At 46.6% G+C, this 16561-nt stretch carries 16 protein-coding genes; 4 read left to right on the top strand and 12 right to left on the bottom strand.

Going from position 1 to position 16561, the window contains the following annotated elements; translation table 11 throughout:
• Window positions 1–7 precede the first annotated feature (7 nt).
• From NST47_RS17720 to pyrH, 4 genes are all read right to left on the bottom strand, one after another.
• Entirely contained in the window at window positions 8–1291 is a 1284-nt protein-coding gene (locus NST47_RS17720; RefSeq protein ID WP_341156274.1) for an STM4014 family protein, read from the bottom strand.
• A gap of 1 nt (window position 1292) precedes the next feature.
• Complete coding sequence (locus NST47_RS17715) at window positions 1293–2138, bottom strand: STM4015 family protein (protein ID WP_341156273.1); 846 nt, start codon at window positions 2136–2138, stop codon at window positions 1293–1295.
• A 113-nt stretch (window positions 2139–2251) separates the two neighbouring features.
• A complete protein-coding gene (locus NST47_RS17710) occupies window positions 2252–3778 on the bottom strand; it encodes an NAD(P)H-hydrate dehydratase (protein ID WP_341156272.1) in 1527 nt (508 codons plus the stop codon).
• A gap of 24 nt (window positions 3779–3802) precedes the next feature.
• Window positions 3803–4543, bottom strand: coding sequence for a UMP kinase (gene pyrH, locus NST47_RS17705; protein WP_341156271.1), 741 nt, complete (start codon window positions 4541–4543; stop codon window positions 3803–3805).
• A 440-nt stretch (window positions 4544–4983) separates the two neighbouring features.
• On the opposite strand from pyrH, the gene NST47_RS17700 reads away from it, so the two are divergent.
• Window positions 4984–6279 carry a hemolysin family protein gene (locus NST47_RS17700; protein ID WP_445667385.1) on the top strand — a complete coding sequence of 432 codons (1296 nt, stop codon included), beginning with the start codon at window positions 4984–4986 and terminating at the stop codon, window positions 6277–6279.
• A gap of 87 nt (window positions 6280–6366) precedes the next feature.
• Here NST47_RS17700 and trhA read toward each other — a convergent pair whose 3' ends face one another.
• Both trhA and infC read right to left on the bottom strand, forming a co-directional pair.
• Window positions 6367–7008 (bottom strand): PAQR family membrane homeostasis protein TrhA, encoded by a 642-nt coding sequence (trhA, locus tag NST47_RS17695; RefSeq protein ID WP_341156270.1) that lies wholly within the window; start codon window positions 7006–7008, stop codon window positions 6367–6369.
• Between the two features lie 19 nt (window positions 7009–7027).
• Window positions 7028–7504 (bottom strand): translation initiation factor IF-3, encoded by a 477-nt coding sequence (gene infC / locus NST47_RS17690; protein WP_341156269.1) that lies wholly within the window; start codon window positions 7502–7504, stop codon window positions 7028–7030.
• A 62-nt stretch (window positions 7505–7566) separates the two neighbouring features.
• Here infC and NST47_RS17685 point away from each other — a divergent pair, with 62 nt between their 5' ends.
• The gene (locus NST47_RS17685) at window positions 7567–7875 is read left to right on the top strand and encodes a hypothetical protein (protein WP_341156268.1); all 309 of its coding nucleotides are present in this window, start codon (window positions 7567–7569) and stop codon (window positions 7873–7875) included.
• A gap of 45 nt (window positions 7876–7920) precedes the next feature.
• Here the strand turns inward: NST47_RS17685 and NST47_RS17680 are convergent, their stop codons facing one another.
• Entirely contained in the window at window positions 7921–8772 is an 852-nt protein-coding gene (locus NST47_RS17680) for an AraC family transcriptional regulator (RefSeq protein ID WP_076237888.1), read from the bottom strand.
• Window positions 8773–8945: 173 nt separating this feature from the next.
• Between NST47_RS17680 and NST47_RS17675 the strand changes: the two genes are divergently transcribed.
• Together NST47_RS17675 and uxaC are read left to right on the top strand one after the other, a co-directional pair.
• Window positions 8946–10445, top strand: coding sequence for a tagaturonate epimerase family protein (locus tag NST47_RS17675; protein ID WP_341156267.1), 1500 nt, complete (start codon window positions 8946–8948; stop codon window positions 10443–10445).
• 34 nt (window positions 10446–10479) lie between these two features.
• Window positions 10480–11892, top strand: coding sequence for a glucuronate isomerase (gene uxaC, locus NST47_RS17670; RefSeq protein ID WP_341156266.1), 1413 nt, complete (start codon window positions 10480–10482; stop codon window positions 11890–11892).
• A gap of 108 nt (window positions 11893–12000) precedes the next feature.
• Here uxaC and NST47_RS17665 read toward each other — a convergent pair whose 3' ends face one another.
• The 5 genes from NST47_RS17665 to NST47_RS17645 all read right to left on the bottom strand — a co-directional run bounded on the left by NST47_RS17665 (window position 12001) and on the right by NST47_RS17645 (window position 16303).
• The gene (locus NST47_RS17665; RefSeq protein WP_341156265.1) at window positions 12001–12948 is read right to left on the bottom strand and encodes a hypothetical protein; all 948 of its coding nucleotides are present in this window, start codon (window positions 12946–12948) and stop codon (window positions 12001–12003) included.
• The gene (locus tag NST47_RS17660; protein ID WP_341156264.1) at window positions 12929–14029 is read right to left on the bottom strand and encodes a helix-turn-helix transcriptional regulator; all 1101 of its coding nucleotides are present in this window, start codon (window positions 14027–14029) and stop codon (window positions 12929–12931) included. Before NST47_RS17660 ends, NST47_RS17665 begins: the two co-directional genes overlap by 20 nt.
• A gap of 355 nt (window positions 14030–14384) precedes the next feature.
• Window positions 14385–14837: a VOC family protein gene (locus NST47_RS17655; protein ID WP_341156263.1), complete on the bottom strand. Its 453-nt coding sequence runs from the start codon at window positions 14835–14837 to the stop codon at window positions 14385–14387.
• A gap of 54 nt (window positions 14838–14891) precedes the next feature.
• Complete coding sequence (locus NST47_RS17650) at window positions 14892–15281, bottom strand: ribosomal maturation YjgA family protein (RefSeq protein WP_341156262.1); 390 nt, start codon at window positions 15279–15281, stop codon at window positions 14892–14894.
• Window positions 15282–15304: 23 nt separating this feature from the next.
• On the bottom strand, window positions 15305–16303 hold the full coding sequence (locus NST47_RS17645; RefSeq protein WP_341156261.1) for an acrylyl-CoA reductase family protein: 999 nt from the start codon (window positions 16301–16303) through the stop codon (window positions 15305–15307).
• Between the last annotated feature and the right edge of the window lie 258 nt (window positions 16304–16561).

Genomic DNA, 16561 nt, shown 5'->3' with positions numbered 1-16561 from the left:
ACAGCTTTCATCCTTTATAGATACAAGTCATTTCCCATTCATAGGTGCTGTACCCATTAAATTGTACATCATATACAAGATCACCAAACGGGTTGATGTCAGCGATGTACGGCTTAAGGGAGCCACGTGATAACAGAACATCGATCCCAGCAACGAAGGAAGATGGGAATAGAGCCATCGTTGCCTGAGCAATCTCTTCAATACGATTGATAGTTTCCGGTGTAAGGCCTATGTCAGCAGGGTCTGCACGATCATTGCGCAAATGCAGATTGGTAATGGGTGTACGACTGAGACGGGCGACCCTGTGACAAGCCTGCCCACCTACAACCAGCTGACGAATGTCAAATACTTGCTTGTGCAGCGCAGCTGGGGCAGAAGCCTTCTCAATCCAGCGCTCGACATGAACACCCTGCTCACATAGCCAATTCACTATTGTTTTGATGATTGTGGTATCGGTATATTTTCTTAGCGAGCCTGCATTGTAATAGACGGATTCGTGGTCACGGTACTCCTGACCGATCGTCGTAACCATAACCTCGGCACCCGTTGATGGATTCATCTGATAAACCGCTATACCTGATGCCGAAGAGCCAAAGGCCAGCTTAATAAAAACACGGTGCATTCGACGGGTTCGCATAGCTTCCCTCAGCTCTTCATAATTGCCGATGCTGCCCAGAGTTACGGGTATTGGCGGAACCGGAACACCATGAGCTGTGAGAAGCTGATGACAGCGGCGTTTATCGAACATCAGGGCAATTTCTGCCGGGTCATTCATCCAACGAACGGATGGTGACAGCGCTTCGGCCTGCTGCTTGATCTGATGCAGGAGTCTACAGAAACCACGAAACCATTGGGCAGGATGGTAAATGCGTCCCTGCTCCTGAACAAGATGACGTGCCTCCTGTGGGGAAATCCGTGCTGATGTACTTAAATGGCGCAGCGGATGAAAGGCATCTGACGCAGCAGCGGATTGATAACCATTCTCAGATGGAAAATCATTTCGATTCCCTTCATCCGCATAGGCCGCTCCAAGCGCAATCAGCTCCCGCTCTACTTCGAACTGCTCACCAGGAGAATCGAGGCGGATTAGAGGCAATAGCTTGTCGTCCTGTAAATAAGGTCTTAATAACTCTCCTGGACTCCCCTTATACCTCAACCAATCGAGATAGGAAATGAGATGAGCTGGAGGAAGTCCAAGACGGGTACGAGCCTTTTGTAAGAAAGACGTTCTTTTATTCCCTGGATTTCCGATAACAATCAGCTGACGGTTCGCTTCCAAGAAGTTTGACACTTTACTCCGTTACTGCCGGATAACGCCAATCATCCTCATCGGCACCACCCTGCTCGTCACTAACATCGACCTGAATGCCTGATTCCTTCCAACGCTTGATCATCGCTTCAGACATGTAATGATAACTTAGATTGAGGAATGAGAGCTTTTGAATTCGGCTGCTGACAAGGAGAGCTTCCGCTCCGATATCGCTTAAAGTTCCTTGTGATAAATCAAGGGTATGAAGTTGGTCCAATATGGGAGCATCCGCGATCGCAATCGCAATTTCATCTTGAATTTCACTGTTCTTCAGACCCAGATAGGTAAGCTTGGGGAACAGCGCTTTGCTCATAAATGGTTTCAGATCGTCCAGGCTGCCATTCCATCCATAGTCATCAACGCCCAAATATAATTCCAGCTTTTTTAATTCCGGCAGCTCGGCAGTCTGAATGTCTTGGATCACTTCCAGAGGCAGTCCTCCACAGATGATAATAAGCTCCTCCAGGTGAGCATGCTTTAGCTGAGTCAGCCGCAAACCCTCGCTGCCCTGAACGGTAAAGGACTGCAGCTTCGGATAAGCGTCCAGCAGCGGTGTGAGATCGGATTGCTTGATCCAGGAAATCTCACACTCTTCCCCTTCCATATCGCCAATAAACAGCTTTGTCAAATTCGGAAATTGCTCACGCGCCTGAATAATGGCCTGTGCCAGAGCACTTGAATCATTCTCGTAAGCATCCCCCCAGGAGCCTATAATCAAGGAATGCAGCTCTCGACTTTCTGGTTTGGCGGCAAGCTCCTCGATTAATTTTTCCATCGTCTGACCTTGTTCGTGATCATCATAGTCAAGCACTAATCGGACTTCAGTCATTAATAGTACCTCCTTGGAAATGCGGTTTTTGAACTCTGAGATACGGTGTTGCTTCTATTTATGTTACCTGCTGATCATCTTCAAATCAAATTTTACCAAACTCGCTGCCACCTCTACAGCTGATCGATAATATCGCTCGCTATTAAGGAAGCCATATAGGGTCTGCTGCTCGCCGCGCGATCACCGGCTGAACCATGCAAGTAGACACCGAGAGCGGCCGATTGCGTAGCTGACATGCCTTGAGCGAGCAGTCCGGCTATGATTCCTGCCAACACATCTCCTGTACCTCCGGTAGCCATTCCCGCGTTACCGGTACGATTAATGTATATCTCACCTTCTGGAGTAGCGACGACAGTGCGCGCACCTTTGAGAACTAAGGTAACGCCAAACTTCCAGGCAAAGGAGCGTGCGGTTTCAATTCGGTCTCCTTGAATATCAGGAATCGATTTACCGCATAGACGAGCCATTTCTCCGGGATGTGGTGTCAAAATAACAGGAGCCGATCGCCGCGACAGGGCATCTAATCCGATGGAGGAACCCAGCATATTCAAAGCATCTGCATCCAGAACAAGCGGGCAAGTCGTATGCTCCCAGATGTCCCGCAGCCAATGAGTATCATTGTCAAAGCGGCCTATACCCGGTCCAAACACGATAGCGGCCTTATTTGCTGCCAGCTCGAGGAACGATTGTGTGGAAATTTTACTCCAATCACCACGGCCTTCATCAGCCATGCCTCGCATCATAATCTCTGGAATTTGTCCCAGCATCCCATCAAGCAGACTCTCTGGCAGCGCCCAGGTCACCAAGCCACTGCCTGCTCGCAGGGCTGCTTTGGAGCACAATAAACCTGCACCACTCATGGAGCGGCTCCCGGCAGCGACAAGTACATGCCCGAAGGTACCTTTATTGGAATTGGAAGCACGCCTTCTATAGCTGCTCAGACCCAGTGTATCCGAGAGCAGCGGCTCTTCAATTCGGTAGGTACGAACCTTCAATTGCTCGGCTGCAGATTGCGGAATGCCGATAAAACGAACAATCACACGCCCTGCCTGCTCTACACCTGGCTCCTGCTCCAGTCCACGCTTGGAAAAGGCTAATGCAATGGTGCAGGTAGCGCGAATACAAGCATCATGCACATACCCTGTGTTCGGATCCAGCCCACTTGGAATATCGACAGCATAGATAGGAAGGCTGCTCTCATTAGCCTCTTGAATAAGTTTCGCAACAACTTCACGCGGCGCTCCACGGCTGCCTGTGCCCAGTAATGCATCGATAATCAAATCATAGCTGTGCCATAGAACAGATAGTTCTGCGTAATTAGAGGAAGGAATCCGCAAATTATGGGCAATATCTCTCTGTACTGCCGCTTCATCCACGAAGTCTGCTGGATCTGTCGCGTAGATGATTTCCACCTTATGGCCTGCTTCCTGTAAATGTCTGGCAGCGACAAGTCCATCCGCACCATTGTTGCCTTTGCCAACCAACACGGCAATACGTTGAAGCCGCTCACCTGCATACAGCGATACCTCCTCGGCAACCGCTCTTCCTGCGTTTTCCATCAGCACCATAGCTGGGATACCAATTTGTTCAATCGTATATTGATCAATAGCTCTCATTTCCTGCGAATTGACGACATACATGCTTGTTGCCCCTCCTCTGTAACATCAATCCTCGTAATAGGCCAATACTGAGTTCTCGCTAATACATGTACCCGTACTGGTTCCCTCAAAAATCTCTTTCATCGAGCCAGGTTTATCGAAATTAAACACATAGATCGGTAAATGAAAGTCCCGTGCCAATATAAAAGCTGATTGATCCATAACCCGCAAATCATGGCTAATCACATCATTGTAATGCAGTGACTTGTACTTCTGCGCATCCTTATGCAGCTTCGGATCCTGGTTATATACACCATCCACACCCTGCTTGGCAACCAGAATCGCTTCACAGTTTACCTCAATGGCTCTTTGCACAGAGGGATAATCCGTTGTGACATATGGCTGTCCATTACCACCTGCAAAAATCACGATAAAACCCTTTTCCAAATGGTGAATGGCTTTTAACCGAATATAAGGCTCGGCCACGGAGGTAACCGGAATCGCTGTCATCACCCTGACTTCAGAGCTCGTTTTGGCTTTAAGAACGCCTCTGAGCATCAGACTGTTAATTACGGTTGCCAGAGTACCAATATTATCGGCCTCTGCTCGTTCAATACCCCAGTTCTCGCCCATATTTCCACGAAATATATTACCCCCGCCAATCACGAGGCAAACCTCGACGCCCATACGCAATATCGTCAAAATTTCATTGGCTATATGCTCAAGCCGCTCAGGATCAAAACCAAACTCACTCTTGCCGGCTACAGCCCCGCCGCTAAGCTTGATCAAAATTCTTTTATACTTCACTAACCATGCACCTCCAATGAATGATCGTACTGTTCGGACGCTGCTGATTGTTAAGAGCACACAAAAATAAAAGACACTCAAGCAATAAATGCCTGTAGTGTCTCCAAAGGTAAATAAAATGGAATGAGAGGGAATATGAATACAAATAGCCTTGCTCCAAACGAATTTACCCCATATGGCTTCAGAAGGCTGCCCATAGTCCCCCCACCTTTCCTGCTAGACGAATTGGTATACTATTTATTGTAAATTGAAGCTTATTAAACGTCAAATTTTGCGTGTTGATTGTCACATTGAGTCTTCCAATCAGAATGTTGATAACCTGTTTATGTCATTCGATTTTGAGATATGATAATCTCCATGTTATGATTCATATGAAGAAATGTACCATCTGTTCAAAATAGCTTAATGAGGGGACAATGATGATAGGTCTAAATTTGGTCATGATTTTGGTATTACTATTAGCAACAGCATTTTTTGTTGCCGCAGAATTTGCATTTCTCAAAATCCGCCCAAGCCGGGTAGATCAGCTCGTTACCGAAGGAAATAAAAAGGCTGTATCCGTTAAGCGTGTGATTAGTAACTTGGATGGGTATTTATCCGCATGCCAATTGGGCATCACCATCACGGCACTTGGTCTCGGTTGGCTCGGTGAACCGACCGTAGAGTTAATTTTACATCCACTTATCGGACCTATCGGGCTTCCTTCTCAGGTCGAAGCCACACTCTCTTTCCTGATCGCTTTTGGTCTTGTCACCTACTTTCATGTCGTACTGGGTGAATTGGCTCCCAAATCGATAGCCATCCAAAAAGCGGAATCCATCAGCTTCATGCTGGCGGCACCAATGATCGGCTTTTACAAAATCATGTATCCGTTTATATGGCTGCTGAATGGCTCGGCTACTCAATTTATCAGACTGTTTGGCATGAGACCTGCGAATGAGCATGAGGATGCCCACTCTGAGGAAGAACTGCGGATTATTTTGAGCGAAAGTCTGGAAAGCGGAGAAATTAACCAAACCGAATATGGTTATGTGAGCAGGATCTTTGAATTTGATGAGCTGAAAGCCAGAGAAATCATGGTCCCCCGTACCGAAATGGTCTGCTTATTCCTGAATAATACCCTTGAAGAAAACATGAATATAATTAAAGAAGAGCAATACACTCGATTCCCGGTCGCTGGAGAAAGTAAGGATGACATTATCGGGATGATCAATACGAAGCAATTTTTCTTAAAATATATCGATACTCCCCAAATCAACCTGCTTGATCTGATTAATCCGGTTGTGTCTGTACCTGAATCCATGCCTGTCAAATCTTTGCTCAAAGAAATGCAGAAGCAAAATGCCCACATTGTCATGCTGCTCGACGAATATGGCGGGACCGCAGGTATGATTACGATTGAAGATGTGCTGGAGGAAATCGTCGGAGAAATCCGTGATGAGTTCGACTCGGAGGAACGGCCTGAGATAGAGCGTATGGGTGATCAGCGTATTATTGTCGATGGCAAGGTACCTATTGGAGACATCAATGACATTTTCGGCAGCGATTTGGATCAAAGTGAATTGGATACTATCGGAGGCTGGCTGTATGCCAAGCATCCGCTTTTAAGAGAAGGCATGGAATGGGAATTTGATGTCCTGCACTTCAAGATTTTAAAAAAAGACGGACTGAGCTTTCGTAAAATTGAAATCAAGCCGCTTGGCAAAAAAGAACCGATTTCTGTTGATCATAAATGAATTGAATAGATGGCAAAAAGAGCCGGATCTCATCTGAGATTTGACTCTTTTTTAGGTATACTGCAGATAAACGCCCTGTTAGGTTGACTAAGGCAGAAAATATAACAAAATCATAAAGAAATGCAGAATCGATCCACCAAGCACAAACATATGCCATACAGCATGGTGATAAGGAAAGCTTCTCCACACATAGAACACCGTGCCGAGCGTGTACAACAGACCGCCAAGGACAAGCAAGGTCATACCTGCCGTGGGGAGTGCCGCAGACATCGGATTCCAGAGAAACACAACAATCCAGCCCATCGCTATGTAGATCAAGGTCGAGGTAAACAAAAACTTTTTGGTGAAAAACGCTTTAAATACGACCCCTGCCGCGGCGATTGCCCATATCATAATTAACAATGCCCAGCCGAGCGTTCCATGAATAACCGTTAGCAAGATCGGCGTGTACGTCCCGGCAATGAATACATAGATGAAGGAATGATCCAGCACTTCAAATACATCCTTGGCTTTACCCGCAGGAAGACTGTGAAGCATGGTCGATGCGACATACAGCAGCAACATGCTGACGCCATATATTGCGAAGCTGGTCACATGCCAGGCTGTTCCCTTTGAAGCAGCAAACACAATCAACACGACAAGTCCAACCAAGCTAAGTAAACTCCCGATACCGTGTGTAACGGCATTTGCAAGCTCTTCTCTTTTGCTATACGTATGTGTCATTGCCATTCGTGGATCGCCTCCTTTATTATGTTAAAGGGTCCAATTGAACCGCGGCCTGCTTGCCGCTCAGTTGAATGCCGGTTTGCTTGCGTCCCGCAAGCTTTAAATCGTCTATCAGGCTTTCCAGCAGCGTCTTGGCCTCTGGCCCTTCCTTACCCTGGATGCGTACGACCAGCAGCACCGCATCACCGGATTTGAGGATACGTTCCGCCTGTTGTTTTTTCGTATCATAATCATGTGCTTCAATATACGGAGTCAGCCTGATTTCCTTCACCTTGGGAGCTTGCTCCCGCTTACGCTGCTGCTGCGCCTCTTCCCTCGCCTTACCCGCACCCACCAGCTTGCAAGGCGGCGGACTGCTCATCATCGATGTGCATACCAAATCCACTTTAAGCTTCTTGGCGAGTGTTAATGCCTGTGAGGTTGGCATCACGCCCAAGTCCTCACCATCGATTCCGGTTAGCTGCACCTCGGATGCTTTTATCTTTTCATTCATGATCATTAGGCAACCACCTGAACTTTCGTTATAATGAGTAAGCATATCAAATTGAAGGGAGCTTATCCATGAGCCAAAAAGAACTGGAAGAGCAGCTTATCCGCAATTACCAGCGCGACGAATCGTTGATGGTTCATATCTTTGCCCAATGGTGCGTTAATCACGACCTTGATCCTGCTGATCTGTACAAACGTGCCTATCCTGAGCAAGAAGCGAATCCATTATTGCAGCAAGTTCAAGATTTGATCGTACCGAAGGAAGAAGCCGGTGATATTCCCGACGAAACCTTGCTCGGTGTCTTAACGTTGTTCGGGAATGAGGAGCTTGCTTTTATTGTAACCGAAGAAATCGCACGACGCAGCCAACGATCCGAATAATTTATTACAGAAATAGCTTACTTCGATAAGTCTCCACTTTCATGATTATTGCCGATGCAGCTTACGATATTCATGCGGCGTCAGTTTGGTCAGCTTTTTAAACATACGTCCAAAATGGGCGATATTCTCAAAGCCGACACTATCGGCGATATCTATGATTTTACGGGTAGATTCACGAAGCAGTAACTGAGCCTCACGTATACGCGTCATATTTACATACTCAATAAAGGTGAAGCCGGTTATTTCTTTAAAGGTGCGACTCATATAATACGGACTCATATAAAATTGCTCCGACATGCCTGACAGCGTCATCGGCTGCGCATAGTTTTTATTAATGTATTGGACGATCTCCGAGATTTTGCGATGCAAGGGACTTGCGTGCTCAAAAGGCGCTGCTTCGTTGCGCTCCGCATAACGGCTGGAGAACAGCAGCAGCTCCACCAGCAGCAGCTTGATATAGGTTTCAAAGCCGGTTGCTTTCTCCTTAAGCTCCTTATCGAGCTTATCCAGCACGGAGCGCGTAAATATTTGGTCCTGCAGCTTGAGGCTGAGTACATGCGCAGGCTGCTCGAACACATTAAATAATGAAGGATGATATAAGGATTGATCCTTGTCGATAAACTTATCGCTAAAATTGATCACAATCCGTTCATGCCCCGGCTCTCCGACATCTGAGGTTTTGTGGACATCATATTTGTTAATAAATACCAGATCACCCGGGCCGATCAAGTAGGAACGGTCTTTTATGAAATAGGTCCGGTGTCCTGATAGCAAGTAATAGATTTCATAAGTGCTGTGAAAATGGTTATTTCGCTCAAACAGCTCCGTGCGTTTAATATGCTGCATATAAAAATCGCCTTCCTCTGACCCATAGGTAAGGGAAACCGTCTCGCTCATCTTGCTTCACCGCTTTCTATCCTAGCTGCCAACTCCTCTATTGTAACAGAAAGAACGGTTTGATCATAGCAAGATATGCATACATGCAGATAAAACAGACAAAATAGGTAAAGATTATAAACTGATTTTGCGTTATGATCGAGTTACTCAATTATTGAAGGAGGCTCTATTTCATGAGCACATATCAACCCATTGTCGAAGCTCTGCAAAAAGGCAGTGTAGACGGCATCGAAATCCCTGCCAGCTTTAAAGTGTATCCGCATTCATTTGCTGAATCCGGTGACGTTAAAATCGTTTTAGTTAAACATGAAGCGACCAAATATTTGGTTTCCATTGGTTCTGGTTCCCTATTCGATGAGCTGCAAGGCGAAATTGAAGGCGGCGCCAAAATCAGTCCGTTAACCCATGAGAACCGTCTCGTAATTAACAAATTTTTTGACTATACCGTACCTCGTGCATTTGGTACACAGGTTGCAACGATTGGTCTGGGCGACCGTCTTGGTATTGCTTCCCCAGGACATATCAAAACCGTTAAAGGCCATGATATCCGTCCGATTCTGGCTCAACAAAGCATCCGTGAGTTGAATCTCACCGGTCGTGATTACAAGCAAGTGGTCGATGCGGCATGCTTCGCTGTATTCCAGGAAGGCTATAAAGACGGCTTTGGTGCTGACGGCGATCACTTGAAAGTTGAAGCAGATATTGAACTGGCACTCGGCCTTGGCTTTACGATGCTGACACTGGATTGCTCCGAATACATCGATAATTCTATTGAAGGCTTGTCTGCTGATGAACAGGCGGACAAGTATGCCCAGCTTCCAGAAGCAACGCGCAATCACTATGAAAACCGTTACCTGAATGAAAGCTTTCAAGTAGCCGGCTCTTCTGTAACTTTTGACAAAGCAACCTTGATCAAGAACGTATTGATCTATGGTCCTGCCGTTGATTTTATGGAGCATATTTACAACACCTATATTAAAAATGCCGGTCGTGAGATCGACTTTGAAATTTCCATTGATGAGACTGCGACACCTACAGATCCGGAATCCCACTTTTTGGTGGCCAAGGAACTGTATGCCCGCGGCTTAACGATTTACAGCATGGCACCGCGCTTTATCGGCGAATTCCAAAAGGGAATCGACTACATCGGTGATATCGCAAAATTTGAAGAAGAACTGATTATCCATGCGGGAATTGCTGATGACTTTGGCTACAAGCTGAGTATTCACTCCGGCAGCGACAAGTTCAGCGTATTCCCATTGATCGGCAAGCACACCAAAGGACGCTTCCATATCAAGACGGCCGGAACGAACTGGCTCGAAGCTGTCAGAACTGTAGCCAAAGTGAAGCCGGACCTGTACCGTAAGATGCACCAATACGCTTTGGATCATTTTGAAGAAGCAACTGTTTACTACCATGTTACGACCGATCTAAGCAAAATTGTTCCACTCAACCAAGTTGCCGATGCAGATTTGGCCGATGTGTATATGAACGAGAACAATGCGCGTCAAGTGATTCACATTACGTACGGAATTTTGCTGCAAGCGAAGGATGCACAAGGTAATTCCTTGTTCAAGGACGAGTTCTTCAGCACGTTGAATGAGCAAGAGGATGCTTTTGAACAGTCGTTGATTTCCCATATCGGCAAGCATTTGGAGCTCTTAGGTAAATAATCAATCCTATCTGAATAAGGCGGTGTACAGGCTCATGAAGAAATTTTTAGATGAAAACTTTTTGCTAACGAATGAAACGGCCGTTCGCTTGTATCACGATTATGCAAAAAAACAGCCGATTATCGATTACCATTGTCACTTAAGCCCACAAGAAATTTATGAGAACAAAACATTCAAGAACTTAACTGAAGCTTGGTTATATGGCGATCATTACAAGTGGAAAGCTATGCGCGCGAATGGTGCTACGGAAAACCTGGTAACGGGCGGCGAAGGCACGAGCGATTACGACCGTTTTCTGGAATGGGCCAAGACGGTTCCGATGACGATCGGTAACCCGCTGTATCATTGGTCACACCTGGAGCTTCAGCGTTTCTTCGGCGTCTACGATCTGATCAATGAAAAGAATGCGCCTGCAATCTGGGAAACGGTGAACGCTCAATTGAACGGAGAAGGCTTTGGAGCCAGAGATCTGATCAAAAAGTCTGATGTCAGAGTAATCTGCACCACTGATGATCCGACCGACTCCTTGGAATATCATATTAAAATCAAGGAATTAAACGATTTTGACGTTGCTGTCCTCCCTTCCTTCCGTCCGGATAAAGGTCTGGAAATTAACCGTCCTACCTTCGTTCCTTGGGTACAGAAGCTGGCTGAAGTTGCCGGACAACCGATTAGTGATTACGATCAGCTCTTGACCGCTCTCGAATCCCGGGTTCGTTTCTTTGACTCCATCGGCGGACGCGTTTCCGACCATGCCTTGGACTATGTTGCTTATGCCGATACGACCAAGGAACAGGCAGCAGCCATATTTGCCAAAGCGCTTCAAGGTGCTTCCGTAAGTCTTGAAGAAGAAAAACAATACAAAACATATACACTCGTATTTTTGGGTAAGCTTTACTCTGAGCTTGGATGGGCCATGCAGTTCCATATTAATGCACATCGTAATAATAATGTGCGGATGTTCAATAAATTGGGTCCAGACACAGGCTTCGACTCGATCAACGACAGCTCAACGGCACAACCGATTGTTCGCCTGCTTGATGCATTGGATAGCGACGATGCCCTGCCAAGAACGATTTTGTATTCCTTGAATCCTAAAGATCATTATGTATTAGGGTCCATTATTGGAAGCTTCCAAGGCGGAGGTATTCCGGGGAAAGTTCAACTGGGTGCAGCCTGGTGGTTCCTTGATACGAAGGATGGTATGCTGGAGCAAATGCAGGCATTGGCCAATCTTGGCCTGTTGAGCCGTTTTGTAGGGATGCTGACAGATTCAAGAAGCTTCCTGTCTTATACGAGACATGAATACTTCAGAAGAATTCTGTGCGATATGATTGGAAAATGGGTGGAAGATGGCGAAGCTCCGAATGATATCGAGCTGCTGTCGAGTATGATTGAAAATATTTGCTATAACAATGCCAACCAATACTTTGGTTTTGGCAAATAAATAAGCATGTGCTGTGCGATACTTGAAAGTTGCGGGTATCGTGGCAGGCTGTGCTGCTCATGCATCGTGAAACAAGACTATCGGGAGATCCCGATATTCTTGTTTACGTTACAACCAGCCAAAAGATCTCAGCGTTCGCAGACGCTCTACGGTAAGATGCCCTCTCCATTCGCATTCACCTGCCGCGCTGACAGCGGGCCAGCTTATCGGCCATCCGCCGTCTGGCTGCTGCTGGCTAACCAAATAAGAGAGATGCCGTTCTATGTCAGAAGAGGAGACTACTTGTGCGGCATAACTGCTCGGGGATGGCACCCAATCCAGCACTTTGTGCACGTATCCCTCCGCTTTGGTATCCCGTTCAATAATGTCCGGCCCAGCCAGCCACTTTTGTATAGACGTTAAATGAGCTGCCGCCCGTTCACGCTCTGGTGTGTGCTCCAGAAACGAGATCCACTGCACGCCGTCATGATAATCGGAAGGCAAGCCCTTATCCATCTCCTTCCAAATAAAATCCACCGCGTTCTGAAACCATTTCTCTTCATAAATATCAGTTAATACTGATTGCTTGTAGAGCAGGCCGATGATACGACCTGTCGGGTTCATATGAGCCTCATTGTCCTGATCCGTGTTCCACCAAGGTGCGTGAGGATAGTCGTTAATATGGCAGAAAGCCAACGGAAAGCCCCCTGTCGGTATGCTATTCGCTTGTAAAAAGCGAATCACCCCTTTCAGTATGGAAGGGTCAAAGCATTCGATCTCGTCCATGAGGATCAATGCTGATTCGGTCGGGACAGGCTGACTGTGTGGGCTGCGTATATCCGGCTCAAGCCCTTGCCCAAATCCTCCATCCGGGTTCTGATAAGCAGCCAGTGCGGCTAATACAGCTTCTTTTGGACCATTTTCAAAAAAATATTCGAACCGCCGCCGATCCAATAATCGTCCATATTGATATATAAATAATTTAGCTTGAACTAATAAATCCAAGGGTACACGCATAGCTGACAGCTCCTTTTTACGAAAAATATCATACACAGCCTCAAGTTGTATCGATTTCATATTGCTGATACAGCTGTTTAGCCAGCTGTCCAATCTCCTGACGCAAAATCTCTGGCTCCATAACCTCTGCATGCAAGCCTATCGAAAAAAAGAACCGTATCGCCCATTCCCATTCGGATGCCGGACATGCAAAGTCAATTTCCCATACGTCATCGCTGATCCATCGGACCATCTCACCAATGTGGGCATCCTGTTCTACGACCAGCATCCCTTTGTAAGTAAGCCGGGCGACTATTCTTATCGGATTATTGTCTGCAGGAGGTGCATGACGCGCTGTGACAGGCCCTGGATCATGATGGAGTTGTTTTGGAGGGTCCATTTCTTTTATCCTCTCAAACCGATCAACCCGAAATAAACGTTCCTCCTGATGAGTTAAGGAATACGCCTCACAGTACCAGAATCCATTGCTCGCATACACTCGTTTGGGTAATAATTGGAGCCAACGTTGGTGGTTCGAAGAACGATAAAAAACTTCAAGCCATCTGGATTCCGACATCAAAGCCAGCAGTGACGTCAAGTGTGGAGTTTTAAAGCTGCGTGCAGGCACTTCCATTTCCAGCTTCTCCAGAATCGGTTCAATCTGCTTAAGGGTAGTCTCGGGAATCAAGGCCCGAATTTTGTCCATGATAGTAAACCGCGCTTGATTAAAGGGTGTATCCGCCATTCGGATCATTGCCTTTAATGCAAAAAGCACAGTTAACGCTTCCTGCGTATCCAGTTGCAGAGGAGGCAGCTGGAAGCCTTCCATCAGACGAAATCCGCCCTTGGGCCCTGCCACCGCATACAGCGGAATTCCCATCTCGGATAATGCCTGCATATCTCGTAAGATGGTTCTTTTCGAGATTTCAAACTTGTCTGCTAACGATTGCGCCGTTTCGTTTCGCTGCTGCAGCGCGATCAGAATCGCCATCAATCTATCTACTCTTCTCAGAAGCTGCTCCTCCTTCAACATCATTACCGTGAGAAGTACAGTGAAAATACCCGCTATGTGGTCGAGCGCTCGCAATCGGTTTCCATTCCTGCACATCCAGCATACCATTCGATTGGTGACATCATAGATGTCATCATTAAAAAAGTCCATAAATCCTGATGTTGATTTTTACGATAAGAAAACCGCCTCGTTGAAGAGGCGGCTTATTGAGCTATCGTACCCGTTGAGTCCCTTTAATTTGGTTTTGCATTGATTTCCGTTAAAGTTCATGCATCATGAAGTCCCACCGAGTTAAGGCAGCTTGCTGTCGGCCGCGATGCGGTTAGTCGTTGCGGATGTGTCCCGGCAGCCTTGTTTCCGGGAGCGAGGGTCGCCCAGACCGGGAGCGTGAATGCAGTGTTTATATGATGCACCCGATTTCTTCGAGATACTTTCACACTGCTTTTCTGTTTCTATTGTTACTCTGGTAATGTATATTTCAGTTAAGTCTTCTTTTAAACGTCACTTATTTATTACCGAGTTGTTCTGCCAAACCGATTAGAAGTCCTTCAATTCCACGAATGTAGCAGAGCCGATACGAGTCCCCGTACTGAACCACTTCGCCAACGAGCTGAGCACCATACTTAGTGAGTCTGGATACCATTTCGTCAATGTCTTCAACGGTGAACATGACACGTAGATAACCGAGGGCATTTACAGGAGCATGTCGGTGATCTGATATAGTAGGTGGGGTGAGAAATCGCGAAAGTTCAAGTCGGCTGTGGCCATCTGGGGTAACCATCATAGCAATCTCTACACACTGTGAACCCAGCCCGGTTACGCGACCAGCCCATTCACCTTCGACAGTAGCTCGCCCTTCGAGCTTCAAGCCAATCTCCTCGAAGAAAGAGATTGCGTCATCAAGGGATTCTACAACGATGCCAACATTGTCCATTCTTAGTAATTTGTTTTTTTCCATATTTTTATCTCCTTATGTGTACAATTTTATTACCTGATCATCTTCATATTTATTTTAACTTCTCATCATCCGTCTAAATCCATAATAATCAATCCACACGGCTAACAGAACACCCACCGTGTACCGCACTAAATCCAGCTTAAGAAAACCTTGTCCCAATATTAAAGCGCCAATAAAGGTATGTCTGATCTCATTAATCCAGTCAGCCTGATACAGCTGGCTAAATTCAACGGCATAACAAAAGATTAAACTAATGATAACAGCAACGATCAAGGGCTTGTCTATAAAAATAAAGCGAAATCCAAAATAAATCATACTTGCCCAGCATACATCTCCGGCATGCTCCACAATAAATACAGGCAATGCCTCGGGAAATTGTCGGGAGCCCATACCCAACAGGATTACGATCAGAATTGAGCTTATATAAAAAATTCTTGCCTTCATTGCATTCAACTCACTTTTGTTAGTTAGATCTCGATGACAATTCTGCCGCGTATTCGGCCATCCAAAATTTTCTCCGCATACTCTGGAACTTCTATCAAACGTATCCTGCTGCTGCCAATCTGATTCAGCTTTCCGCTTGATTTTAAATCTACGGCAATTTGTTCCCATAAGGGGTACCTTCGTTCAATGGGGTAGTGAACGGAATCAATTCCGAGCAAATTCGCACCCCGCAAAATAAAAGGATGCACCGTAGTCGGAAGATCGCCACCTCCTGTCAGCCCGCTGACAGCCACTGAGCCGCCATACTGCAAGGATGCGAGAATATAGGCAAGCGAGCTGCCACCTACGGGATCAACAGCAGCAGCCCATGCCTGCTTCTCAAGCGGTTTGCGAGACACCGGATTGAGCGCTTCCCGACTGATGATCTCACTTGCACCCAAGCTGCGCAGGTAGTCATGTTCCGCTTCCTTGCCTGTGGAAGCTGCCACCTGATAGCCGCGTGCGGCCAGCAGGGCAACGGCAAAGCTGCCAACACCACCTGTGGCACCGGTAACCAGTACGGTTCCGCGCTGCGGATTCAGCCCATTATACTCCAGACGTTCAATGGATAACGCGGCTGTCAGACCGGCTGTGCCAATCATCATCGCTTCGTCCAGCTCCAATGCAGGAGGAAGCGGCACAACCCAATCGGCTGGGACGCGGGCAATGCTGCTGAAACCACCGCTATGGGATACTCCGAGGCCAAATCCGGTTACGATCACCTTCTGATCTGTGGAAAATCGCGAATCCGTCGAAGAAATGACGGTACCTGCAAGATCGATACCCGGTATGTGCAAATAGCTGCGAACGATACCCCCATTCGCGATACAAGCCAGACCATCCTTATAGTTCAAGCTGGAATAGTGCACACGGATCACAACCTCGCCCTGTGAAAGATCCTCCAGCTTCATCTCCTGCAAACCGATCTTGAAATCACCCCCCTGCTTATCAACTACCAGAGCTTCAAAGCTGTTAGTGTCCATAACGAACCTCCCTATAGTTTTTCGTGCACTGGAATTTAATGTATCTGCTTGTACAGTTCAAATCGGACAACTTTGTATATGGTAATTATATCAACTTCCAGCTGAATGTACATTTGCATCATTCATTCTGTCTTACAGAGCTTTACGACAACAAAGCAAAAAGACGTACTCCCTCTACCATCTGAACTCGCTTCTCAACACGATAATGGTTTGGGGCACGTCTATTTTTCAACTCATCTTATGGATGGGTATGCTGTT

It is taken from the genome of Paenibacillus sp. FSL H8-0034 (assembly GCF_038000305.1).
GTDB lineage: Bacteria > Bacillota > Bacilli > Paenibacillales > NBRC-103111 > Paenibacillus_S.
Note: the sequence above shows the minus strand (reverse complement) of the source record. Positions and strands in the feature narration are given on the sequence as shown.